The 23,214-nt window shown below is 42.8% G+C and carries 21 protein-coding genes; 8 read left to right on the top strand and 13 right to left on the bottom strand.

All coding sequences use genetic code 11. The features are described 5' to 3' along the window. Positions 1 to 28 precede the first annotated feature (28 nt). Positions 29 to 1,873: a rhomboid family protein gene (locus BMX56_RS07385; RefSeq protein WP_090643358.1), complete on the bottom strand. Its 1,845-nt coding sequence runs from the start codon at positions 1,871 to 1,873 to the stop codon at positions 29 to 31. Positions 1,874 to 2,048: 175 nt separating this feature from the next. On the opposite strand from BMX56_RS07385, the gene BMX56_RS07380 reads away from it, so the two are divergent. Then, positions 2,049 to 4,517: a M1 family metallopeptidase gene (locus BMX56_RS07380; protein WP_177183741.1), complete on the top strand. Its 2,469-nt coding sequence runs from the start codon at positions 2,049 to 2,051 to the stop codon at positions 4,515 to 4,517. 120 nt (positions 4,518 to 4,637) lie between these two features. Here the strand turns inward: BMX56_RS07380 and BMX56_RS07375 are convergent, their stop codons facing one another. Beyond that, positions 4,638 to 5,858, bottom strand: a complete 1,221-nt coding sequence (locus tag BMX56_RS07375; RefSeq protein WP_090643350.1) for a serpin family protein — start codon at positions 5,856 to 5,858, stop codon at positions 4,638 to 4,640. Positions 5,859 to 5,914: 56 nt separating this feature from the next. Next, entirely contained in the window at positions 5,915 to 7,654 is a 1,740-nt protein-coding gene (locus tag BMX56_RS07370) for an ArnT family glycosyltransferase (RefSeq protein WP_255369795.1), read from the bottom strand. A 60-nt stretch (positions 7,655 to 7,714) separates the two neighbouring features. Between BMX56_RS07370 and BMX56_RS07365 the strand changes: the two genes are divergently transcribed. Together BMX56_RS07365 and BMX56_RS07360 are read left to right on the top strand one after the other, a co-directional pair. Then, positions 7,715 to 8,956 (top strand): alkaline phosphatase family protein, encoded by a 1,242-nt coding sequence (locus BMX56_RS07365; RefSeq protein ID WP_090643345.1) that lies wholly within the window; start codon positions 7,715 to 7,717, stop codon positions 8,954 to 8,956. Positions 8,957 to 9,009: 53 nt separating this feature from the next. Further along, positions 9,010 to 9,858 carry a metallophosphoesterase family protein gene (locus tag BMX56_RS07360; RefSeq protein ID WP_090643338.1) on the top strand — a complete coding sequence of 283 codons (849 nt, stop codon included), beginning with the start codon at positions 9,010 to 9,012 and terminating at the stop codon, positions 9,856 to 9,858. A gap of 524 nt (positions 9,859 to 10,382) precedes the next feature. On the opposite strand, the gene BMX56_RS07355 is transcribed toward BMX56_RS07360, so the two are convergent. From BMX56_RS07355 to BMX56_RS07330, 6 genes are all read right to left on the bottom strand, one after another. Next, positions 10,383 to 11,348 carry a Gfo/Idh/MocA family protein gene (locus BMX56_RS07355; RefSeq protein WP_090643335.1) on the bottom strand — a complete coding sequence of 322 codons (966 nt, stop codon included), beginning with the start codon at positions 11,346 to 11,348 and terminating at the stop codon, positions 10,383 to 10,385. Positions 11,349 to 11,526: 178 nt separating this feature from the next. After that, the gene (locus BMX56_RS07350; RefSeq protein ID WP_090643331.1) at positions 11,527 to 12,594 is read right to left on the bottom strand and encodes a hypothetical protein; all 1,068 of its coding nucleotides are present in this window, start codon (positions 12,592 to 12,594) and stop codon (positions 11,527 to 11,529) included. Between the two features lie 123 nt (positions 12,595 to 12,717). Beyond that, the gene (locus tag BMX56_RS07345; RefSeq protein WP_090643327.1) at positions 12,718 to 13,608 is read right to left on the bottom strand and encodes a class I SAM-dependent methyltransferase; all 891 of its coding nucleotides are present in this window, start codon (positions 13,606 to 13,608) and stop codon (positions 12,718 to 12,720) included. 218 nt (positions 13,609 to 13,826) lie between these two features. Further along, positions 13,827 to 14,066: a four helix bundle protein gene (locus BMX56_RS07340; RefSeq protein WP_255369794.1), complete on the bottom strand. Its 240-nt coding sequence runs from the start codon at positions 14,064 to 14,066 to the stop codon at positions 13,827 to 13,829. Between the two features lie 240 nt (positions 14,067 to 14,306). Next, complete coding sequence (locus BMX56_RS07335) at positions 14,307 to 15,059, bottom strand: ABC transporter ATP-binding protein (protein WP_090643324.1); 753 nt, start codon at positions 15,057 to 15,059, stop codon at positions 14,307 to 14,309. After that, positions 15,056 to 15,787: an MlaE family ABC transporter permease gene (locus tag BMX56_RS07330; RefSeq protein WP_090643317.1), complete on the bottom strand. Its 732-nt coding sequence runs from the start codon at positions 15,785 to 15,787 to the stop codon at positions 15,056 to 15,058. Before BMX56_RS07330 ends, BMX56_RS07335 begins: the two co-directional genes overlap by 4 nt. Before the next feature lie 214 nt (positions 15,788 to 16,001). Between BMX56_RS07330 and BMX56_RS07325 the strand changes: the two genes are divergently transcribed. The 3 genes from BMX56_RS07325 (at position 16,002) to BMX56_RS07315 (ending at position 18,541) form a co-directional block, all read left to right on the top strand. Then, a complete protein-coding gene (locus BMX56_RS07325) occupies positions 16,002 to 16,706 on the top strand; it encodes an SDR family oxidoreductase (RefSeq protein WP_090643312.1) in 705 nt (234 codons plus the stop codon). A gap of 246 nt (positions 16,707 to 16,952) precedes the next feature. After that, entirely contained in the window at positions 16,953 to 17,546 is a 594-nt protein-coding gene (locus BMX56_RS07320) for a PspC domain-containing protein (protein WP_090643308.1), read from the top strand. 2 nt (positions 17,547 to 17,548) lie between these two features. Then, positions 17,549 to 18,541 carry a LiaI-LiaF-like domain-containing protein gene (locus tag BMX56_RS07315; protein WP_090643304.1) on the top strand — a complete coding sequence of 331 codons (993 nt, stop codon included), beginning with the start codon at positions 17,549 to 17,551 and terminating at the stop codon, positions 18,539 to 18,541. 88 nt (positions 18,542 to 18,629) lie between these two features. On the opposite strand, the gene BMX56_RS07310 is transcribed toward BMX56_RS07315, so the two are convergent. Both BMX56_RS07310 and BMX56_RS07305 read right to left on the bottom strand, forming a co-directional pair. Beyond that, the gene (locus BMX56_RS07310) at positions 18,630 to 18,941 is read right to left on the bottom strand and encodes a HigA family addiction module antitoxin (protein WP_090643300.1); all 312 of its coding nucleotides are present in this window, start codon (positions 18,939 to 18,941) and stop codon (positions 18,630 to 18,632) included. 14 nt (positions 18,942 to 18,955) lie between these two features. Then, positions 18,956 to 19,234: a type II toxin-antitoxin system RelE/ParE family toxin gene (locus BMX56_RS07305; RefSeq protein WP_090643290.1), complete on the bottom strand. Its 279-nt coding sequence runs from the start codon at positions 19,232 to 19,234 to the stop codon at positions 18,956 to 18,958. Positions 19,235 to 19,393: 159 nt separating this feature from the next. Here BMX56_RS07305 and BMX56_RS07300 point away from each other — a divergent pair, with 159 nt between their 5' ends. Then, complete coding sequence (locus BMX56_RS07300) at positions 19,394 to 20,095, top strand: carboxypeptidase-like regulatory domain-containing protein (protein ID WP_090643286.1); 702 nt, start codon at positions 19,394 to 19,396, stop codon at positions 20,093 to 20,095. A 79-nt stretch (positions 20,096 to 20,174) separates the two neighbouring features. Here the strand turns inward: BMX56_RS07300 and BMX56_RS07295 are convergent, their stop codons facing one another. Both BMX56_RS07295 and BMX56_RS07290 read right to left on the bottom strand, forming a co-directional pair. Further along, positions 20,175 to 20,798 (bottom strand): NUDIX hydrolase, encoded by a 624-nt coding sequence (locus tag BMX56_RS07295; RefSeq protein ID WP_090643281.1) that lies wholly within the window; start codon positions 20,796 to 20,798, stop codon positions 20,175 to 20,177. A 192-nt stretch (positions 20,799 to 20,990) separates the two neighbouring features. Beyond that, positions 20,991 to 21,740 carry a hypothetical protein gene (locus BMX56_RS07290; protein ID WP_143065388.1) on the bottom strand — a complete coding sequence of 250 codons (750 nt, stop codon included), beginning with the start codon at positions 21,738 to 21,740 and terminating at the stop codon, positions 20,991 to 20,993. A gap of 127 nt (positions 21,741 to 21,867) precedes the next feature. Between BMX56_RS07290 and BMX56_RS07285 the strand changes: the two genes are divergently transcribed. Beyond that, positions 21,868 to 23,127 carry a prephenate dehydrogenase gene (locus tag BMX56_RS07285; protein ID WP_090643271.1) on the top strand — a complete coding sequence of 420 codons (1,260 nt, stop codon included), beginning with the start codon at positions 21,868 to 21,870 and terminating at the stop codon, positions 23,125 to 23,127. Positions 23,128 to 23,214 lie beyond the last annotated feature (87 nt).

Here is a 23,214-nt window from a genome sequence, read left to right as displayed (position 1 = left end):
GAAGTTTTAAAAACTTCGTAAGTTTTGATTACTCTTCCGTTTTGCCCGTTAACTCCTCAAGTAACTCTTGCGTTTCTGCTTCGGCATCTATTTCGCGGGCACGCTTTTTTAGTGAGGGATATAAAGCATAACCAATAAGCAGGCCGCTGATGAGTCCTCCAATATGCGCGGCGTTATCTATCCCGCCTGTTAAACCAAACAATAGGTTATACCCAACAAAAATACCTGTACTTACCAGGAATGATTTTTTAAAGTCGTGGGGGAACAGGTTTGTGGTAAGGAGGGCCAAAAATATGCCGTACATGCCAAATATTGCACCTGACGCGCCAACCCCTATAGTGGCCGGATGCCACCAAACACTTGCCAGGCTGGCTAAAATCCCTGTAAACAGATAAGCAATTAAGTATCTCGTACTCCCCATTAGTGGCTCCAGGAAAATCCCTACAAACATTAACCCGTACATATTAAACAAAATATGCATCAGGCCACCATGTAAAAACACGCTCGTCAGCAATCGCCAGTACTCGCCATTTTGAACAGCGGGTCTAAAGTTTGCTCCCCATTTTAACAAATCGTTGCCGTCAAAACTAATAAAACCAAGACCACAGCATACCATAATAATGTAGATCAGCAAATTAAGGTCGATAATAATTGGGGTGAAGTAGTAACCTTTGCGAGGAAAAAATATATTCCTGAAATCCTCCCAGCCTGAGGCTGGTTCTTCCGGGGCTTCTTTAAAATCTACATTTACAAACTCCTTTAATGGTATAAACAACAAAGCTATCAGGAACACGCAGGTCCCGATTCCAAATGATCCAAACACCCATGGCAGCTTTTGGCCCAGCCTTGCTTCAAATGGTTCGTTAACGGGTTTAAGAATAATAGGATTGGCAGTAATGCTATCCCTCGATTTTACAGCCGCAGCATAGTTTTTTTCTTCTTTGCTTAATCCTATCCTGTCCAGGTAAACAAAATCATCTAATTTTTTGGCATTAAACTCCTGTTGGCTTTCCCGGGCAAAAACCTTAAACCGTTCTTCCTTTTCATTTGGCTCCAACTTATTGCTAATCGTTTTGCTGAATCTGAGCGTAATCCAGGCAATTGGTTTTTGCGGCGTTTGATAAGCTTGCAAACCCATCGTATTTAAATTAACGGGCTTTTTAGTTTTAATCAGCATAGCACCCTGTTCAGCTTCCTTACCAAACAGGGCTATAGCAGCTTTACTTTTAATTATGTCGATACTTTTGATATTAGCTGGATCTAAGTAGGCTAAGTTATCCACGGCCAGCTTTTGTCCGTTTACCACTATGAGCGCACGTTTAATACTGTCAGGCAAGTTCATCGGCCGACGGACGGGACCTGCAGGCTTTTCATCAAAAACGGGGCTTGCAGTATAAATCCCCATGTCAAAGTTCTCGTTATACTTTCCGCTTACTTCAAATGTGGTTTTAACGCCGGCCCGGCTGGTATCGATATAAAAATGCCGTACTTTATAATACCTGCTTTGAGGGAACTGGTTGATCTGGCTGATACGATCAAGTGTGGTTAAAGTTCCGGATGCAACCTCAAGATAAGCTTGCGCAAGAAGAGTAGGTACTGCTACCGTTACCCATAGAAGCATAATCATTGCTCCTAACGGGTCGCCCTTCTTTTTGAATTTAAGTAGTTTTAACCTTGGTCGCAAAAAAATAAATACCGGGATAATTGACAGTGCGCCAGGCATAAAAAAATTTAGCCAATCTTCGTCAACTTCAAAAAGATGAAGTTTGATAATAAGTAACCAGTTTATAAAGGTGTAGCCACATACAGTACACACCGCAATAATGATGAAGGGAAGAAATATTGATTTAAATTTTATACTAAAACTTTTCATTGGTTTAGGCAACTGGTTGGCGACACTTGTTTAATAAAGCACTAAAATATATTAAGTATTCGATTCCACAACATTTCTTCGATTTTTTAATTGAGCATCTATATAAATAAATAGTACTATGTTATAAATAGTACTATACAATATCATATATTTGTTCGTATCAAATCGAATGAATATGAAAAAGCTTTTTGTAACCTTGCTGTTTTGCGCCGGTTTGGCTAACGTTGGCGCTTTTAACCAGGTATTTGCCCAGGAAAAGTCTGCAAACCCAATCGCAACTACTTACCAGGAAACGCCGGCTAAGATCAATGATCTGGTACATACCAAACTGGCTGTAAGTTTTGATTATAAAAAACGCTACCTATACGGTAAAGAGTGGCTTACGCTAAAACCTCACTTTTACCCAACCGATACATTAAGGCTGGATGTCAAGGGGATGGATTTGAAGAATATTTCGGTTGCAAAAAATGGCAAAAACTATCCTCTTAAATTTAGTTACGACAGCCTTACCGTTGCCATTAAATTAGATAGGGTTTACCATAACAACGAAAGCTACACGCTATTCATAGACTACACCGCTAAACCAAACGAGTTAAAAACCTCGCGTAAACACGGGAAAGGCCTGTACTTTATTAACCCCGATGGAACAGAAAAAAATAAGCCAACCCAAGTATGGACAGAAGGCGAGCCGGAAAGCTCATCGGTCTGGTTCCCTACCATTGATAAACCCAATCAAAAAACAACCAGCGAAATAGCCATGACCGTTCCCGCAAAATATGTCACCCTATCCAATGGCAGGCTTGCATCACAAAAAATCAACGCCGACAAAACCCGCACCGATACCTGGAAAATGGAATGGCCCAATGCGCCTTACCTGTTTATGATGGCCGTGGGCGATTTCGCGATTTACAAAGACAGTTGGCACGGCAAAGAGGTAAGCTACTATGTTGAGCCCAAGTATGCGCCTTACGCAAAAGATATATTTGGTTTTACACCGGATGCCATGAGCTTTTTTTCGAAAATTACCGGGGTGGATTATCCCTGGAATAAATACGCGCAAATTACCGTTCGTGATTATGTAAGCGGAGCTATGGAAAACACAACGGCAATGGTGACCGGCGAAGGTGCCCAGGCTACCAGGCGCGAACTGGTTGACCGGATTCATAACGATTTTGGCAGCATCCACGAACTGTTTCACCAATGGTTTGGCGATTATGTAACTACCGAAAGCTGGAGCAACCTCACCCTCAATGAATCATTTGCCGACCTGGGCGAAATACTTTGGGCCGAACATCGCTACGGACAGGATGCTGCCGACGAACATATCCAGGAGGGTTTACAGGGCTACCTGGGCAGCCCGCAAAATGCCACAAAAAACCTGGTGCGTTTTTATTATCACGATAGCCAGGATGTATTTGATGGGGTTACCTACCAAAAAGGCGGCCGTATACTGAATATGTTGCGCCATCACTTAGGGAACGATGCTTTTTACAAGGGACTGAATATTTACCTGACAACAAATGCATTTAAAAGTGCAGAAGCCCAACAACTTCGACTGGCTATGGAGGAGGCCAGCGGCCTTGATTTGAACTGGTTTTTTAACCAATGGTATTACGGCGCCGGGCATCCCGAACTAAACATTAGCTATAGTTGGGATGAAACCAGTAAAAAACAAAGCATATACCTGCAACAAACCCAAAGCGGGCAAATTTTCACATTTCCGTTTGCGGTAGATATTTACGTAGCTGGCAAAAAAGAACGTCACCAGGTTTGGATGCGCAGTAAGGCAGATACCTTAACTTTCACCCTACCGTTAAAACCCGACCTGGTAAACGTTGATGGCGACAAGCTGTTGCTTGCCAAAAAAACCGATCATAAGACTATAGAAGACTATGCATTTCAATACCAACTGGCTCCTTTATATCTTGATCGTTACGAGGCTATTGAAGCGGCAACATCGTCGCAAAAAACGCCGTTAGGCCAAAAGATATTACTCGGTGCGTTAAAAGACAAATACTTTGGTTTACGCCTTAAAGCCCTGCGGGCTTTAAACATGGACAACGATACCATCCGCACTGCGGCGTACCCATTGATTGCTGACATTGCCCAAAAAGACGACAACCCGTTGGCACAGGCACAAGCCATTGTGCTTTTGGGGAAATATAGAAAACCCACCGAGCTTGAACTATTAAAGCAAGCTTTAAAAAGCCAGTCGTACACCGTACAGGGTGCCGCTTTGTGGGCGATAAACCAGATAAACCCCACCGAGGCTATGACGTTGGCACCACTGTATGAAAAAGATAATGAAGGAGATTTAACCAACGCCCTGTTCACCGTTTATACAGCAAATGCCGGGGACGACAAATGGGACTATATATTCACGTTTTATATGAGTCGTTTCCAGGAATCACGGTATAAGCTTACCGACAAATTTGCTGCTTACATAGGCAGGATAAAAAGCCAGGAACATGCACTGCAGGGGATTACCGAGATAAAAAAACTGGGCGTTGAATTTAAAAAGTACGTTGGCCCTCAAATTATAGCTGTATTAACCAAGTTAAAAACACAAAGGGCCGGGTTAAACGATACAGCATCGGCAAGCGCAATTGATGATGCAATTGCCGAAATTAATAAGGCAAAGTAATTAGTTATACTGTGTTTTAGATACTTTTAAGTTAATAGTACTAAGTCCTGAGTCAAAAGTTGAATTCCTTCTTCTTTTGACTTAGGACTTATGACTGGGTGCTTATGACCTAACACTACACTATTTTGTTGGATCATTCACCACCCCCGCAAACAATACCAGTCCGGTTTTCATTTCGCGGATAGCAAAAATAAAGGGATGATCTAATTTAAAATTGTAGGACAAAACAGCAGTAGGACCAACGGTTACCGAAGTTACGGCAGCAGCAGTTGTGCCTTCTTCATCTACTTCAATATAAGCTTTATGCTTTACTTCGGTAATGGTGAGGCCACCGGCGGCATTTATCCGGGTAAAATCGGCAAGGTCGCTAAATGCATTGGCCATACCCAGCGTTGATAAAACACCTTTTAATTCTGTATCATAACTAAACTTAAATTTGGGCATGCTAACATCAACATAGCTTTTCGATAAACCAGCCATCAGGCTTTGCCATTTGGCCGAATCGAGGCCGGCGGCATATTCCTGCACCGATTTACCCGCCGGTGTTAATATCACCATACTGAACTTATTATTGTTATAGGGCAACTCCAGCACCCGGGCATCACTGGCAATACTAATATTTAACGGAGTATATGTTAGATTCATAAAATTGGCCTGCATTGTACCGCCTGAAGGCAGGTAGAAAGTACCTTTCTGAGTTTTAGCAGCATCAAATTTATTTGCCCAGCTGCTTTTAAAATAGATGGCATTAATGAGGTACATTATTGCACCGTCAGTCGAATCGTCTATAATCTTAGCTATCTTACCGTCGGTGGCGTTACTTACCCAATTATTGATAATATCTTTTGTGCCTGCATTCTTAAAATCGACAGACTCTATCCTGGCGTTGTAATTAGCAGAATTTGTTTGCAAAAATGCAGGCACCGGGGTAAAGTTATTGGCATACCAAATGGAGTTGGCAAATTTCAATGTGGTTTTTGAGTCGAGTTGCGGCAGCTCGGTTATCATTTTGTGGTAATAACTATTTACTTGGTCTTCCGTAAAATTGTTAAAATCCATAGTGTTGCGGATATCATGCAGGGTTTGACCAGCTGCGCCGTTACTGGTCATACCTATGGCCATGCTCACGCTTAAAGGAGATATAAAAAGGTTATCATTGCCGTTAATATTTAAAGCAGCCTTAAATAATTTAAGGGTAAAAGCATTATCCGCAGCAACTTTTTGCTGCTCTGTAGTGGTCAATACAAGATCTTTACCGTTGTCGGGTTTGCTGTCAATTTTCTTACACGCAGTAATTACAACGAGTGATAAACTTAGGATGGTAATGGCTTTACGGATCATAAAGAAAGGTTTATATCTACATTACGATAAACTATCCACTAAACGTTACACCTGTTTTATTTTTTTGGCGATTGAATAATGGCTACCTCCATATCGTATAATTCCTTATCGCGGGTGCCCTTGTTTAAAAATGCAGGAGCCAGGTGGGTAATTGCATAGCTTTTGAAGATTTTTAGCGGCTTTACATAAAACCCTTTTTTTACATACTCCTGCAACACGCCTGCATCGGCATAAAGCATTACCTGGCCGGGCAGGTTAGCCATGTCATCAGGCGTGGTTTCTTTAAAAGAAGCGTCCAGGTAAAAGTTGAAATCATCATGAAACTGGCCGGCAGCTACATATACGGGCAGTTTGTCCGGGTTATTATGGTTGATGTAGATAGCCGCCTCGCTGCCGCCCTGGTAAAGCAGTAAGGCAGGGTAAAAGCACAGGTTTAAAAATAGGTTTACAATAAATGATGCCAGTGCTGTTTTAAAAATAGTTTGCTGCATGCCTGTGGAAATGCGGCCGGGCAAAAACAACAGTAACAGCACAAACATCAAAATAATAGCCCCGGTTAGCCAGTTAAAGGCCGATGGCCTAAAAAAGTAGCCTAAAGCGCTTATAATAATCAGCATGATTGTTATAACCACCGTTTGGGTGACTTGTACAGCCTTAGTGTTTTTAGGTGATGCGAGGTCATAAAGATATTGGGCGGTAATGATGGCAAAAAAAGGGAATACAATATTCAGGTAATGCGGCAGTTGGAATTGTGATGCCGAAAATAGTAAAAACGTAAGTAAAGCCCCGCAGATACAATACCACTCGTGTGCCTGCACATTTTTTGCTCCTTTTTTGATGAACTGGAATACAGCTACAAACAACAAAAGCGACCAGGGCAAAAAAGCCCAAAGGGTTGTATGAATAAAAAACGATGGATCGCCGCTGCCTTTAATGGGGCCGGTGTTAAAAAAACGGCCAAACTGACTATCCCAAAAAAAGAACTTGACACCCGATACACCGGTGCGGCCAAATACAATCTTTTCGGGATGCAGATCAAACTGCTGGTACAGGCACCAAATTTCGGGCAAAATAAAAATAAGTACCAGCACTACAGCCAGCAACCATCGCCAGTGAAACAGCTGTTTCCATTGCCGGGTAATAAGCAAGTGCCCAACAATAGCGCCACCAATGGTGATGAGGGCAAACATTCCTTTTGTCATCACCGCACAGGCTGTGAATGCGCAGGCCAGCACCAGGTGCCAGATGCTATTGCTGTTTTGTGCTTTATAAAAATGATATACAGCTGCTATAATGAGCCCCGTTAAATAAGCTTCGGCCCGTACATCGGTATTGGATAGGATGATATGCTGTGCTGTGAGTAATATCAGCACCGCCCACAACGCAATCTGTTTAATGTATAATGCTTTTGCCAAATAGTATGTATAAACTGCTCCCATCATCATAAACAATATGGCAGGTAACTTATAGGCCCATGTTTTAAAACCAAAACATTTAAAAAAAAGAGCAATTATCCAAAACGGAAAATGCGGTTTATCCAGCCAGTCGGTACCCCAGGCATACAGGTCAGCGTAATCATCACCTAGCACCATATTTTTGGCGATGGTTGCATAAAGGCTTGGGTCGGGGCCCATGATAGTGGTAAACAGCCCGGTAAAATTCATAGCAACTGCTGTACCTATAAACAGGTAAAGCCATTTTGTTTGGGTTGTGCTATTGCCGGGGGTCATTGATGACGTAAAGGTAAAGAAAAAGGCAATTGTACCATGCCAGGCGTTTATGTTGAGCCAAAACATAACAATTTATTAACTCAGCGGTTTTTTCTTCATCTTAGCTTAGCACATTAATATATTATAATGCAAAAGCGTACTCCAATATTATTCCTCAGCCTGCTTTGCCTGGCAACCATTACTTTAAACGCCCAAACGCGTGTTAAAAAAGCTGTATTTATTATTGCTGATGGCATTCCGGCCGATGTTATCGAAAAACTAAATACGCCCAATCTTAAACTAATAGCCTCGCACGGTACTTATTTGCGGGCGCATGTTGGTGGCGAAAAAGGGGGCTACTCGCAAACACCTACCATATCTGCCAACGGCTATAACAGCCTGCTTACCGCTACATGGGTTAATAAGCACAACGTTTGGGGCAACGACATTAAAGCGCCTAACTACAATTACTGGAACATTTTCCGGATGTTTAAAAACGCCTATCCCAATAAAAAAACCGCCATATTTTCAAGCTGGACAGATAACCGTACCAAACTCATTGGCGATAACCTGCCCGACGCCGGCAACATCCACCCGGATTATACTTACGATGGCTACGAATTGGATACCATTAAATTCCCGCACGATAAAGCCGGTAATTACATGCACCTGATAGATGAGCAGGTAGCATCATCGGCAGCAAACTGTATTAAAGATAAAGCGCCCGATTTGTCATGGGTATACCTGGAATACACCGATGATATGGGCCACCGTTATGGCGATAGCCCGCAATATTATGACGCGATAGAAAAAATGGATGCCCAGGTTGGCCGCATTTGGCAGGCTATGCAATATCGCCAAAAAAACTTTAAAGAGGACTGGGTGATATTTGTAACTACCGACCATGGCCGCGATGAGCAAACCGGTAAAGGCCATGGCGGTCAAACCACACGCCAACGCAGCACATGGATGGTAACCAGCTACAGGCCTTTAAATAATTACGCTAAGTATTATACACCCGGTATTGTGGATATTACCCCATCCATCAATAGCTTTTTAAATGTAAAAGTCCCTGAAGCACAATTGCGCGAGGCAGATGGTATTTCACTCATCGGCGCGGTATCTGTGGCCCAGCCCGAAGCCAATTTAGTTCAGGGTTTGCTTGATGTAAGCTGGAAAGCCATGGACGGCAAAGGCAAAGTAAAAATATGGGTAGCCGCCGCCAATAATTATAAAGAAGGCAAAGCCGATGAATATAAATTATTGGCTGAAGTCCCGGTTACTACCGAACATGCTTTAATCGATGTAAAAAACATGCCATCTAACTTCTACAAGGTTGTTATTGAAGGCGAATTGAATACGCTTAACCGTTGGGTGATTGTGAAATAAATTAAAAGGGGAACATCATTTATCTAAAAATTTTCAAATTCAACATTCATTAAATGAGCACACGCAGAAACTTCATAGGCACAAGCCTTACCGGCATGGCGGCTTTAACTTTATTACCGGCCGTTAACTCATTCGCCAATACAGACGGCAGCTATCTGCGCAAGCGTAATAGCAAACTTAAACTACGCTTCGCTCTCGTGTCCGACATTCACTACGGCCAGCCCGGCACTGATTTTGCCACCAACACGGGCAATATGGTTAGATGGCTAAACCAGGATCACGATAAAAATCATTTGGATATGGTGATTATAAACGGCGATTTGGTACATAACCGACCCGATCTGCTGCCCGAAATTAAATCACAATATTTTGATAAATTGAGTGTGCCCTATCATACCATCCCGGGCAACCATGATTTTGCCGATGCCTCGGTTTGGAAAAACAGTTTTGGTTACGAGGATAAGTACACCATTGAGTTTGGCGATATTGGTTTTGTACTGGCCAATACTGCCGATACCAAGGGGACCTACATTTGCCCCGACAATGTATTTATAAAAGCTGCCCTTGATAAGTTTACCGATAAAAAAATTGTGTTGGTGGTGCTACATATCCCGCCGATAAACTGGAATAAAAACGATGTGTTTGTGGATTGCCCCGAAACTATCGAATTACTTCATAAATATCCCAACGTAAAAGCCGCTTTTCACGGGCACGACCATTTACTGGACGGAGTGCGTTACACCGGCAACAAATTCCCTCATTTTTTCGACTCGCACATTGGTGGCAACTGGGGTACCGATTATAAGGGATACCGGATAGTGGAGATAGATGAGCAAAACGCTATTTATACCTACCAGGTAAATGCCAGCCAAAACCCGGTGCTGAATTCAAATAAATTTTAATCTCCCGCGAGGTTAGCGCAGCGTAACTCGTGGGTAAACCTGGCCGAAGCCTGTGGCTTCGCGGTTCAGCTGAAAGCTGAAACAATCTTGGTCACCGGTTACCCCCCACGACAGTTAACGCTAACGGAATAAGCTTATAGCGTCGGGAAGATATAAGCATCAAGCGATACATTGTTTTTATTGCCTGATACTTGTTAAACGATTGAGGTATCAAACGTACCGGTGCTGACCAACAACAGGCACAAATATTTGGATGCGCCTAAATTACGCGATCAGTTTAGTGTTAACCATGTTAAAATACAAAACATTAATTATCAATTATTTATAAAAAACAAATCTGAAATGTGTTAAGTTATGTTAACCTTATCTCCCGTGTTGCGTAGCGTAACTCGTGGGTAAACCTGGCCGAAGCCTGTGGCTTCGGGGTTCAGCTGAAAGCTGAAACCAAGTTGGTCACGGGTTAAAACCCCGCGACGGTTGGGACACGGCTTAAAGTCTTAATTCTTGATTCTTAACTCTTGACTCTATTTTTCACAAGGATATTTCAACCCCACCTGCGCCCTTGCCTTATCTATCATATCAATCATCTGGCGCGACACTTGATACGGGATGATCGGGCTTTCTGTTAGTCCGCTCCGTATCAAATTACAAAAGTGTTCCAGTTCGTAGTTCAAACCTCCCGCAGTAAAAGGTTCATTAATTTCAACCGAACGGCCATCCAAATAATCAATGGTAGCCCTCGCCGGGTTCCACCAGTTTTTGTGAATGGTTACGTGGCCAAGCGGACCAGCTATCAGCGCATCGCCCTTACCATGCAAATCGAAACCCGCGTATAACTGTGAATACCCACCCTTGTGCATCGTCTGGAATATGGCAAACATATCAATACCCGTTTGCCCAAATCGCCCCATGGTTTGTACATCCTGCAAATCGCCAAGCCAGTCTATCGCCAAAAAAGCTTCGTAAATACCTATACCCATTAAGCTACCGCCAACAAGTTCGAGACTGTAATTTGGATGATCGGGCGGACAATCGGCAACAGCCGACCCGGCACGCACGTAACCGACCGGCCCGATGGGATCTGTTGCCAGGTATTCTTTTAGCTTGGTATACAAGGGGTAAAAGGGAGGTTTCATTCCCTCCATAAATAGTAAGCCTGTCGCCTTAACCACTTCCAAAACCTCATCAAGTTCGGCTAAGTTTACCGTTGCCGGTTTTTCGCAAAGCACATGCTTCCCGGCTTTAAGGGCGGCGATGCTGTATGCCGCATGGCTATCCGGCAGCGTTGCAATATAAACGGCATCAATATCACTTGCCAGCAAATCGTCAATGCTATAGCAGGCAATCCCCCCATACTTGCTTACAAAATCATCAACCGTAACGGCACGCCTTGAGTACGATGCCACCAACGCCACACCATCAACGGCCGCAAAGCCCTGCATAAACCGTTGGGCTATCCTCCCGCAGCCAATAATGCCCCATTTTATCATAATAGTTTAATAAGTAAAAAGTTGTACGTTTTATGTTGTACGTCGTACGTTATTAACAGCAAATATATATAATACAAAACCCGTAAACTGATGGGTTTACGGGTTTTGTATTGCTTACTGTGTAACGTGCTACATATTTAACTATGGCACGTACGACGTAAAACGTCACACTTACAACCTATTGGTACTGAATATAAATAGGGTACGGCTTATATCTTGATAAAACCTCCTCTGGTGTTAGCATGTGGTGAGGGGCTTTTTTGATATCATTTTTGTAAAACAATTTAAAGCCTGTAAACTGTACCGGCTCCTGGTTAATAAAATAACGGTAGGTACCGGTTTTCAAATCAGGTTCGCCCCAGCCGTCCATATCCATTACTAACTGCACTTCGGGATGTAACTTGATATTTTTGTAATTAGTTACCATCTTTTTGGTAAAGCGGTGAACTATTAAAATTTTTGCAGGCAGGCCGTTTTTCTTCACAATTTTTGCCAGGTGGTCTGATACGAAGTTGATATCTGCCGCGTCATAAGTCCCGATTTTACGGCCAGGCTTACTACCATCTTTCATCGAAAACTCAGGGTCCATACCAAAATGCACCTGTGGCATTGCCAGGTACTTATCTAATAAAGGTAACTCGGCCTGTATGTTGCTCAATGCAACCTGAACATCCAAAAACACAATGGCATGGGCTTTTTTTGCCAATACCAACACACTGTCAATTTGTTTAAACGGCATCCGGTAGCGGAATTTACCGTCTTTACCGCCATCGCCCTGTGCTACTACTGCAATGTAGTGTAAAGCCGGTTGTACCGGTGTTTTTGGGTCGGCTTTTTCCCAATGTTTTACTTCACCTTTTAATTTGGCAAGCATTTCATTTGGAGGTAATTCGCCCAAAATACCCATCTTTTTGCTGTATAAGTTACCATAAAAAGCTACTACACGTTTAAATGGCAAAATAGCACCCCCTATAGGGTATGGTGTGTTTTTTACCGGCCATCTGCCTGTAGTATCGCCATGAGCATTGAATTTCATCAGCGAATCGTACAATTTTTTATCAATCGGCGGATAATCTGATTTTTTTATGCTGAGGGTATCCGCAGCCTCGGCTTTGGCCGCATCGGTTTTAGCGGCGGCTTTCTTACTATCGGTTTTTCCGGTTTTGTCGTTTTGCGAACAGCCCGCTAATAGTATAATAGACGATAAGAGCAGGGTGGCAGATAGTAGGACGTTTTTTAATTTCATGTGTCTTTGAAGTTCGGTAAATGGCAGGTGTATGTAAGATGTATTGTAAATGCAAACTAATTTTCAGCTACTTATAAAGCAATAAAAGCCGCTTTAGTTTGCTGCAAATATAAATATTGATAATTAATTACCTTTAAGTTTATGAAACTTTCCAAAAACTCCAAGTGGTAGTTTTGCCCCAGCGGTGGCCTGCAGGTAAAGCTCACCAATTTCAAGGTTTTGAACTTTGGGAAAAGCACTTTTGATCAGGTTTTCTATAATTACTGATGAAAAACCAAGCGAATAAGTATTCAGGATCAGGAAATGCTCTTCAGGATCAAGTAACTGCATCACATCGGCCATCATCTCATTTATGTTATCTTCCAGTTTCCACTTTTCGCCGTTAGGGCCATTGCCGTAAGCAGGCGGGTCAAGGATAATGCCATTGTATTTTTTGCCACGTTTTAACTCGCGCTTTACAAATTTAAGTGCATCCTCAACCACCCAGCGGATATTGCTCAAGCCCGATATTTCCTGGTTTTCATTTGCCCAGGTAACTACCTGTTTAATTGAGTCCACGTGTGTAGTATCCGCACCGGCAGCCTGCGCTATCAGCGAAGCCCCGCCTGTATAAGCAAACAGGTTAAGTACTTTGGGCTGCGGGGTTTTAAAACGCTTAATGTTTTGGGTTATGTAATCCCAATTAACCGCCTGCTCAGGAAAAATACCCAGGTGTTTAAACGAGGTTAAACCCAGGCGAAATTTAATGGCAGCATCATTGTTCTTGTATTCAATATGCCAGCGGTCGGGCGTTTTCTGGTCTTTTTTTAACCAGTCGCCTGCGGTGGCCGACCGTCCTTTAAATTTTATATGATGTAAGCGCTGCCACTCAGATGCGGGTAAGCCTTTGCTCCAAACCGCCTGCGGCTCGGGGCGTATTAATATAATATTCCCAAAACGCTCCAGCTTTTCAAAATTGCCGCAATCAATCAGCTCGTAATCTTTCCAGTGCGTTGGGGTAAGTAGTTGAATCATTCTTTTTTAGTATCAAGTAGTTAGTATCAAGTATCAAGACCGCTGCACTTGTGTGGCGCAATTTATCTTTTTTTAGTATCAAATAGCGAGTATCAAGTATCATGACAGCTACACTTGTTTGGCGCAAATTTAGTATCTTTTTTTGGATAAGAGATTTGAATACTGAATCGCTTCATGGCCAATCCGATCAAAATCTTGTACTTGCGGCTCGATACTAACTAAACGTTGAGGCTTTTTTGAAAACCGTATATCATCTTTTGAATCTCGGTGATCTGAATACAGACAGCATCTAATGTTTCTTGGGTGATATAACCAAATTCTTTGGCAACTATAAATTGTGTTTCCAATTCAAAGGATGAACCTAAGGCAATACTTAAAAACTGATATAATTCCTTATTTGATTTTCTGCCGCATCCTTCGGCAATATTTGAGGGGATAGAAATGCCTGCACGAACCATTTATGAAATCAACCCATATTTTTCTTCGGATGGAAACGCTCTACACAATTGAAAGGTAATCTTCGATATCTCTATGCCTGCTTTCCAAACCTTTAGTTCTTTAAAATTGTGCATATCTTTTCTATTATCAAGTATCAACGCACCTGCGCTTGTATCGTTTTTAAAGATTGTATATTGGCAATTAATTCGAACTAACCATCAAAAAATCTTGATACTTGATACTAACTACTTGATACTCGCTTATAATTTCGCTTTCGCTGCCCGCATAAACCGGCTGGCAAATACAAAGTCGTTAAGTTCTTTGTTATCGGTGTGGGCAATTTCCTTGTTGCTGCCCTCCCACCATTTTTTACCCTGGTGCAGGAAAACGATGTGGTCGCCTATACCCATTACCGAGTTCATATCGTGGGTTACTACAACGGTGGTCATGTTATACTCTACGGTAAGCTCGCTTATCAGGTCATCTATCAGGATAGAAGTAACCGGGTCGAGGCCCGAGTTTGGCTCATCAACAAAAAGGTATTTGGGTTGCATGGATATAGCGCGGGCAATACCCACACGCTTTTTCATACCGCCCGAAAGTTCGGATGGGTAAAGCTTGTTTTTACCGGCAAGATTAACACGCTCCAGGCAAAAATTGGCGCGGTCGCGTTTTTCGGCCTTTGATTGATTGGTGAACAGATTAAGGGGGAACATGATGTTTTGCTCCACAGTCATACTATCAAACAAGGCCGAGTTTTGAAAAAGCATGCCTATGTGTGTGCGGATTGGCACACGCTGCTCAAAACCCATATCGGTAAAGTTTTCGCCGTTAAAAAGCACATCGCCCTTGCTTGGTTCGTGCAGACCGACTATACATTTCAATAGTGTTGTTTTCCCCGATCCCGATCCGCCTATTATAAGGTTATTAATGCCGGGTTCAAAAGTGGAGCTGATGCCTTTAAGTACTTCGTTTTCTCCGAATTTTTTATAGATGTCTTGTATTTCTATCATAAGAAGAGGCGGGAGATAATTAAATCGAACATGAGTATCATTACGCAGCTAAATACAACTCCGCGAGTTGCAGCCTGGCCTACCTCAAGCGCGCCGCCCGATGTATAAAAGCCCTGGTAACTGCATATGGTAGTAATAATAAAGCCAAACACAACTGCCTTAACCATACAAACGGTAATAATTACCGTGTTAAAGCCATCAGGCAAACCAATCAGGAAATCATCAGTAGTCACCTCGCTTGATGTAAAGCAGGCAACGTAACCACCAATAAAGCCCAATAATATAGATACAATTACCAATAATGGAAACATGGTAACACCCGCAATTACCTTGGGCGATATCAGATAACCGGGAGCATTTACCCCCATGATCTCTAAAGCGTCTATCTGTTCGGTAACGCGCATGGTACCTATTTGCGATGCCATGCTTGAGCCAATGCGGCCGGCCAGTACCAGCGATGATATAGTAGGGCTAAATTCCAAAATCATACTATCGCGGGTGATACCCCCCACAACCGATTTGGGGATTAAAGGGCTGATTAATTGAAAAGCAGTTTGAATAGTTACAGCTGCACCAATAAAAACCGAGATGATCATGATGATGCCCAAGGAACCGATGCCGGCCGAAACCATTTCGCGCATTACTTCGGCCCAGTACACCGAAAATTTCTCGGGTTTTCGAAAACTTAAACGTAATAAAAGTATATATCTGCCTAAACTTTGAATCATAGGTATATGTTAAAAATTGGATAAAATTACATTTTTAAATTTAGCATCCCAGCCGCTATTGTTTAATTGCCTAAAATAGGCGCTTTTTGCAAGCTATTAATATGGCTTACGTAAATTAGCGCCGTAAAGCTTTAACAAAAGCAAATAAAAGCGGTGCCACTAACCCGGGCGCTGCAATAACGAACATTTAACTAAAAAAATATAGTACGCCATCATGAAAAATGCCCTCATCACCGGTTCAACAAAAGGCATGGGCCGCGCCATTGCCGTAGCCTTCGCCAATGAAGGATTAAACGTGGCAATTTGTTCACGAAATGAAAAAGAATTATTTGAATTTGCAGACCTGCTTAACAGGTCAAACCCTGGTATTAAAGTTTTTGCAAAGGTTGCAGATGGCAGCAATAAGGCCCAATTATTGGCCTTCGCCACCGCCGCGCAGCAGGAACTCGGCTTTATTGATGTGGTGGTAAATAACCTGGGCACTTTTATCCCATCGAGCATATTGGACGATGCAGATGACACATTTGATAAACAGCTAAAAACCAACCTGATGCCAACTTATGAACTTTATCGTTTTTTTGGCAAAACCATGATAACGGCACATAAGGGACATTTTTTTAACATCTGCTCGGTAGCTGCATTAAACCCCGTTGTACAGGCCGGCAGCTATAGCATAACCAAATACGCGCTACTGGGTTTAACAAAAATAATGAGGCTTGAAACGCAGGAGCATGGGGTAAAAGTAACAGCAATAATCCCCGGATCGACATTGACAGATTCATGGAAGGATGCCGTTGTGGATAAAAACACCATGGTTTTGCCCGAAGACATATCATCGGCAATCATCAATATTTACAGGATGAGCCCCGGTGCCAATGTGGATGAGATTATCATTAAACCTGCGCCCGGCCAGTTGTAGCTCTTAAGTCTGAAGTTCTGAGTCTGAAGTTTTGAGTTGAAGGTTAAAAGTTCTTCTCCCTGATTTCAGACTTAGAGCTTGAGACTTACGACTCAAGACTTCGGACTTAGAACTTTTTCACCGCTGAAACACGGCAGTTCACCGACTTGTTGACCCTGCTAACCTATAATATATAGGCGTTTTGAGCCACCATATATACCTTTATATCATCAAACAATCACAACTGAACGATATTTAAATAAAATTATGGAAAAGAAACTTTACCGGGATGAATACCGGAAGAAAATAGGCGGCGTTTGCGCCGGCCTGGCCGAGTACTTTGATATGGATGTTGCTATTATACGCGCACTATTTGTACTCACCTTTATATTTATGGGAACCGGCTTTATGGCTTATATTGTATTGTGGATAGTTATACCGAACAAAGGTGCAGGCTACTTTAACCCCAATGTTGATTATCGGGTACCGCCGCAACAGCCTTTCACCCCTTTTGACGCCAACGCACCTGCAAATCCGGGCACTCCTTTTGAACCTGCGTTCCCTAAAAAAACGTCAACACCAGCCGGTATCATTTTTGGCTTCATCCTTATATTTTTTGGCGCAGTTTTCCTGTTTCATGAATTGGGCATCTTTCGTTTCTGGCACGTGGCAAGGCTATGGCCCGCAATCCTGGTAGTTGGCGGCTTAGCGATGATCGTATCCGGACAAAAAAGGCAGCCATGGGAAAAAGAAGGCTGGCAGAATACAACTGCTGAGCCCGAAGTAAATGCAACTGAACAACCGCTGAATACAGAAGAGAAAAAAGACGATAATTTTAATAACACTCCTCCAACTATATAACCATGAAAACCGACAGACTTATTCCCGGAACAATCCTGGTATGCATAGGAGCCATATTCCTGCTCCATAACTTCCATATCTTCCATTTTCAATGGATGAATATACTTTACCTATGGCCTATATTTTTAATTATAGGCGGCGTAAACCTGGTATTTGCAGGTAACCGGTCGCCTTTGGCGACTGTAGTAAAACTGGCCGTAATAATTGGTGGATTCTCGCTGCTACTGTTTGGCAACTTTGGTAACCGCTATCATTTTTGGCCCAGCACTTTTATCAACTTTGACGACGACCATGATAACGACAACAACGACAGTAACGATGACAGCGACAGCACCAACACCGATCATGGCGTGACAAAAATTGAAGGCAGCAGTGTTTTTAATAAAGATTACACCGCCGATGCTAAATTTGCCCGCTTGAATATCAATGGAGGTGCTACTACTTATACTTTAAATGATACCACCAGCCAGCTATTTAAAGCAGAAACAAAAGAATTTTACGGCAAATATGAATTTAATGCCAACAAAGAAGATTCTGTGTATGTGTTGAACTTTAAAATGAAGGGCAATAAGGGCTGGCATTTTGACTCTGATAACAACAAATCGAACCTGGCAGATATCAAACTAAACCCGAACCCCATCTGGGACATTTATGTTGAAACAGGTGCAACAAAATTAGATTTCGATTTAAGTAAATTTAAAATAAAAAGTGTAACTTTAAAGGGTGGTGCAGCCTCATTTGAAGTAAAGCTTGGCGCACCGCTGGCAAGCACCAACGTAGAGGTATCTACAGGTGTATCAGAGGTTATTATTAATGTGCCTAAAGATGCCGCTTGCAGTATAAATGCCAACACAGGTTTATCATCAAATGAATTTGAGGGCTTTACCAAAAAGAATGATAACAGCTATGAAACCCCGGGTTTTGATGCTGCCAAAAACAAGATATACATCCACATGAATGGTGGCATATCTGATTTTAAAGTGAACCGTTATTAAACCTGCCCAACCATTACCGGGACAGAACTAATATATATTCTATTAACCGCTTCATGAAAATGAGGCGGTTTTTTTGTGGCAGAAATTTTTAAGCGACCTGCGGATGCCAAAAAACAGTAACCTTTTTTATGTCGAACTTTTTGCGGGCCTGGGCCAGATCATAATTTTCCTGCGCGTGCAGCCAAAACTCAGGTGTTGTATTAAAGGCTGCGCTCAGGCGCAATGCCATATCTGAACTAATACTCTGTTTGCCATTAATTATAGCCGACAATGTTTTACGGGTTGTTCCCAGGCCGGTGGCAACCTGCTCAACTGTTAATTTTTTTCCTGTTTCTTCCCTTATCCCTTCAAGGGTTTCACGGATTAATTCGCCCGGGTGGGCTGGGTCAAACATCTGCATTTTTTTTCTCCTTGTTAATGATAATCTAAATAATCAACTTCAAAAGCGTCTTCAGCAATAAACTGAAATATAATCCGGTAATTTTTATCAACTTTTACAGCCCAAAAGCCTTTCAATTCGCCGCTTAGCTGATGTAGTCCATATCCCGGAACATTCATATCGGCTATAGTTTTTGCAGCGTTTAAACGGGTAAGGATTAATCTGATCTTACTTACGTGTTGAGCATTTAACCTTGATGCATCCCCTTTTTCAAAAAATAGCCGCAACCCTTTATGCCGAATGCTAATAATCATTTACAAATGTAACGAGAAACGTTTCAGGTGTCAATATTTTGATAATAAATATTTATCTCTCCCCCCTTTGTCATTAAACCACCATCCATATTTAAATATGTTAAATTGAAAACCATATGCTCAAAAAATAAGTTTATTTTACGGCATAATTCAACTACCATGAAACCGAACTACCTAATATTGATAATTGGCCTATTTGTATCTGCACATATACAAGCCCAGGATGTGTTAAAAGGATCGGTTTACGAAAAAAGCAAAAATGAAAAACTGGCTAACGTTTTTGTAAAAGATGTCACCAACAAACAGATCACAATTACTGATAACAACGGCAATTTCAGCATCCGCACGGCAACGGGCCATACACTGATATTCAATGCACCTGGCTATGTATCAGACACATTGTACATTACAGACATGAGGCTCAAACGAATAGATATGATATCGCAAACCATATCTTTAAGGCAGGTAAATGTAAGTGCCACCAGGGAAGCTTTCGATCCGCGTAAAGAATATCCAGAGGTTTATACCAAAAGCCGGGTATCTGTAATGTCGCCATCAACCTGGTTCAGTAAAGAGGGTAAAGATGCGCGACGTTTAAAAAGATATTTTAAACGCGAAGAAGAAGAAAGGCAAATTGATGAAGCATTTAATGTAGATTATGTAAAAAGCGTAATACCGCTACGGGGTGCCGAGTTGGAAAACTTCATGTCGTTATATCGTCCAAGCTATGCTTTCCTTAAAAACAACAATGCCCCAAGCATGACGGCTTACATTAATGACGCTTATAAAAAATACCAGGCTTTGCCTGCTAACAAAAAGGTTTTACCTAAACTGGCACCGGCACCGGGCAGTTTGCAGTAAGCGGTTTGCAGTCGGCAGTTTATAGTCGATCATAGACTTACGAAGTTTTTGAAACTTCGTAAGTCTTAATAATCCGGAATCAATCAACCTCCGCCGCCAAATCCCCGCTGATAACCTTTTGATAAAGCAACTCTATCTGGCTTTTCAATATCCTGTCTTCTGATAGTTCGGGCAGGTTATCGATATCAAAATATTCAACATCCAGCATGTCAAACCCTTGTTTAACGGCGGTGGTTACTGCTTTGCAATGAAACACCATTTTGTAAACGTAAAAGGGCTGCGGCGGGTGAGGGTGCATTTTTTTGTCAAATACGGCCAATAATCTATCGGCAACTACAGTTAAACCAGTTTCTTCTTCAAATTCTTTAACAATTACCTCTTTGGCGCTATAGCCTACATCGGCCCAGCCACCCGGCAGGCTCCACTTGCCGTCGGCACTTTCCTTAGCCAGCAATATTTTACCCTCGGCATTTAATAACATCCCGCGTACATCAACCTTAGCTGTAGGGTAATCATCCGGCATCGGGAAGTTAAACTTAATATCATCTATGCCCCAACCGGTAACATTATCCAGCATTTCAATTGCTATATGCTGTAACTCGGCATAGCGTTCAATATCATATTCGTTTTTGGCATACAGCAAACCCACATCGGCCACAGAACGCAGGCGGGTGATAAGTGTTAAAAGTTGGGTATTGTTCATCAAAGGAAATTATAAGAGAAAAAAAGTCATGCTGAATTTATTTCAGCATCTCATATGAAAGGTAGCCTACTTAATGAGTGCTTAGCACGTGGGACGCCAAAACAACTCCGACATAATAATCAGAAGACATCTGCACATCTGAAACGGCACAGCCCTCAACGCAGTTAATTTGAAATCTGCACATCTAAAAGCCTACCCTCTTCCCAACAACTCATCCAGCTTATTGCGTTCGGTTTGCAGCTCGCGGGCCAGTTTCTTTTCTTTTTCGTTGGATTTTACTTTGTAGGCTTTGTATTCCTCGTCAAGTTCGTTGTACAATTTTATGCGGTACTTTGCTTCGCGGCTGTGCGCACCCGACCGGGCTATTACGATGGCTGCCGTTAGCCCAAAAACAATTACCAGGCCCCACATCATTAAATTATAGGTGGCTTTGGTAAAGCTTATGCCGGCGAGTTTTATCTCATCGCGTTTGGCGTTTGATTCGGAAAGGGTTTGGCTTTTAGTTGCCACATCGGTTTTAAGGCCGGTAATATCCTGTGTTTGCGCGGCCAGTTTAGCCTGGGCTTCTTTCAGGTTGCGGCGTTCTGTTTTTAAAGTATCCTGTAAGTTTTTCCATAAAGCCGATACCAATGGCTGTTGGTAATGGTATAATTTACTTAACAGGTATTGATATTGTCCGTTCAGGCTTTTGTCTTTGGCCAGGGCCGAATCAGCAGCTGTAGGGCGGGGCTGGTAGTTATATTTTGGAGGGGTAATGGCGGGCTTAACAGTACCGGTGGGTACAGCTCCGTATTTCACCACCGGTTTTGCAACGGCAGGCCTGGTGGCAGGCGGTTTAGCAGCATCTTTTTTAACAGTATCCTGGGCAAAGCCCACACCGCAGATGCTTAAAATAATGACCATTAAAACAGAGATACGGAATATAGAATGCTTGTTCATCATGTAAAATTAGGTACCTGTTATTAACAAAACAGGATTTTAATGGTTTTTATTTTATTATCCTGTACGTTTCTGATCGCTAATGTAAGGTTTCATACGGAATTTTGCTACTCATACTTATATTAGCAGCATGAATATAGGTATCATTGGGTTGGGCGATATGGGGCGTTTGTACGCAAAGGCTTTTGCAAAAGCAGGTTACACCGTTTGCGGCTGCGATTTACCCGAAAACCGCGACAAGCTGGAACAGGAACTTAGCCCCTTTGGCATCACTGTAATGGATAGCGCGCGCGATGTATCCCGCACAAACGACCTGGTTATTTACTCGGTTGAGGCCGACAAACTGGAACAGGTAGTAGCCGAGTGCGGCCCGCTTACCAAGTACGGGGCCATTGTTGCCGGCCAAACATCCGTTAAGCACCCCGAGATAGCCATATTTGAAAAATACCTGCCCGCCGATGTGCAAATCATTACTTTTCATGCCATGCACGGGCCGGGTTTTGAACCCAAAGGGCAAACACTTATCCTGATTCCGCACCGGGCCAAAGCGGATGCGTACCAGCGTATGTACGATTTATTTACAGCTATTGGGAGCGACATTGTAGAGATTGCCGATTACCACGAGCACGATAAAATTGTAGCCGATACCCAGGCCGTTACCCACGTAGGTTTTGAAAGCATGGGCACAGCCTGGAAAGCTGCGGGGTTTTTCCCCTGGGAAAACGCATCGTACCTGGGCGGTATAGACAATGTGAAGATCCTGACCACCCTGCGTATTTTTAGCTATAAGGCGCACGTATACGCAGGCCTGGCCATTTTAAACCCGTACGCCCGCCAGCAGGTAAAACGCTACTCGGAGTCAGAGTCGGAATTATTTAAGTTGATGATCAAAGAAGAAGCGCAAACCTTCAGGGAGCGGCTGTATAAGGCACGCGATTTTGTTTTTCATGAAAGCCGCAAACCTATTATGCTGAGTGATACCGTGATGAAAGAGTTTTCGCTATCGCAACATGCCGATCACCAGAAACCCAACTCGCACCTGAGTATCCTGAGCATGGTTGATGCCTGGTACCACCTGGCTGTAAACCCTTATGACAACCTCATTTGCCAAACCCCGCCCTTCCGGCTGAGGCTTGGCATTGCCGAATACCTGTTTAAAAACGAAGAACTGTTAGAAGAATCCATCGAAACCGCCCTTTACGATAAAACCATCCGCGGCGATGACCTGGAGTTCCACTCGGCAGTAAGGGAATGGTCGGCCATTATTGGTTACGGCGATATGGAGGGCTACAAAAAGCACTTTAACGAAGTACAATCCTTCTTCAGCCACAGGCTGGAAGAAGGCAAAGCCCAAAGCGCGGAATTGATCAGGAGGCTAATGATGGAGTAGGTTTAGCTTCGTTGGTCCTTTGCCGTTATGGCTATCACGATGCCCCGCATCCGGGTAACTATTCACGAAATGTCACGTATAAAAACT

Source organism: Mucilaginibacter sp. OK283, assembly GCF_900110415.1.
GTDB lineage: Bacteria > Bacteroidota > Bacteroidia > Sphingobacteriales > Sphingobacteriaceae > Mucilaginibacter.
Note: the sequence above shows the minus strand (reverse complement) of the source record. Positions and strands in the feature narration are given on the sequence as shown.

Coding starts and splice junctions, on each gene's coding strand:
- BMX56_RS07385 (WP_090643358.1), bottom strand. CDS start 1,873: ATGAAAAGTTTTAGTATAAAATTTAAATCAATATTTCTTCCCTTCATC.
- BMX56_RS07380 (WP_177183741.1), top strand. CDS start 2,049: ATGAAAAAGCTTTTTGTAACCTTGCTGTTTTGCGCCGGTTTGGCTAAC.
- BMX56_RS07375 (WP_090643350.1), bottom strand. CDS start 5,858: ATGATCCGTAAAGCCATTACCATCCTAAGTTTATCACTCGTTGTAATT.
- BMX56_RS07370 (WP_255369795.1), bottom strand. CDS start 7,654: ATGTTTTGGCTCAACATAAACGCCTGGCATGGTACAATTGCCTTTTTC.
- BMX56_RS07365 (WP_090643345.1), top strand. CDS start 7,715: ATGCAAAAGCGTACTCCAATATTATTCCTCAGCCTGCTTTGCCTGGCA.
- BMX56_RS07360 (WP_090643338.1), top strand. CDS start 9,010: ATGAGCACACGCAGAAACTTCATAGGCACAAGCCTTACCGGCATGGCG.
- BMX56_RS07355 (WP_090643335.1), bottom strand. CDS start 11,348: ATGATAAAATGGGGCATTATTGGCTGCGGGAGGATAGCCCAACGGTTT.
- BMX56_RS07350 (WP_090643331.1), bottom strand. CDS start 12,594: ATGAAATTAAAAAACGTCCTACTATCTGCCACCCTGCTCTTATCGTCT.
- BMX56_RS07345 (WP_090643327.1), bottom strand. CDS start 13,608: ATGATTCAACTACTTACCCCAACGCACTGGAAAGATTACGAGCTGATT.
- BMX56_RS07340 (WP_255369794.1), bottom strand. CDS start 14,066: ATGGTTCGTGCAGGCATTTCTATCCCCTCAAATATTGCCGAAGGATGC.
- BMX56_RS07335 (WP_090643324.1), bottom strand. CDS start 15,059: ATGATAGAAATACAAGACATCTATAAAAAATTCGGAGAAAACGAAGTA.
- BMX56_RS07330 (WP_090643317.1), bottom strand. CDS start 15,787: ATGATTCAAAGTTTAGGCAGATATATACTTTTATTACGTTTAAGTTTT.
- BMX56_RS07325 (WP_090643312.1), top strand. CDS start 16,002: ATGAAAAATGCCCTCATCACCGGTTCAACAAAAGGCATGGGCCGCGCC.
- BMX56_RS07320 (WP_090643308.1), top strand. CDS start 16,953: ATGGAAAAGAAACTTTACCGGGATGAATACCGGAAGAAAATAGGCGGC.
- BMX56_RS07315 (WP_090643304.1), top strand. CDS start 17,549: ATGAAAACCGACAGACTTATTCCCGGAACAATCCTGGTATGCATAGGA.
- BMX56_RS07310 (WP_090643300.1), bottom strand. CDS start 18,941: ATGCAGATGTTTGACCCAGCCCACCCGGGCGAATTAATCCGTGAAACC.
- BMX56_RS07305 (WP_090643290.1), bottom strand. CDS start 19,234: ATGATTATTAGCATTCGGCATAAAGGGTTGCGGCTATTTTTTGAAAAA.
- BMX56_RS07300 (WP_090643286.1), top strand. CDS start 19,394: ATGAAACCGAACTACCTAATATTGATAATTGGCCTATTTGTATCTGCA.
- BMX56_RS07295 (WP_090643281.1), bottom strand. CDS start 20,798: ATGAACAATACCCAACTTTTAACACTTATCACCCGCCTGCGTTCTGTG.
- BMX56_RS07290 (WP_143065388.1), bottom strand. CDS start 21,740: ATGATGAACAAGCATTCTATATTCCGTATCTCTGTTTTAATGGTCATT.
- BMX56_RS07285 (WP_090643271.1), top strand. CDS start 21,868: ATGAATATAGGTATCATTGGGTTGGGCGATATGGGGCGTTTGTACGCA.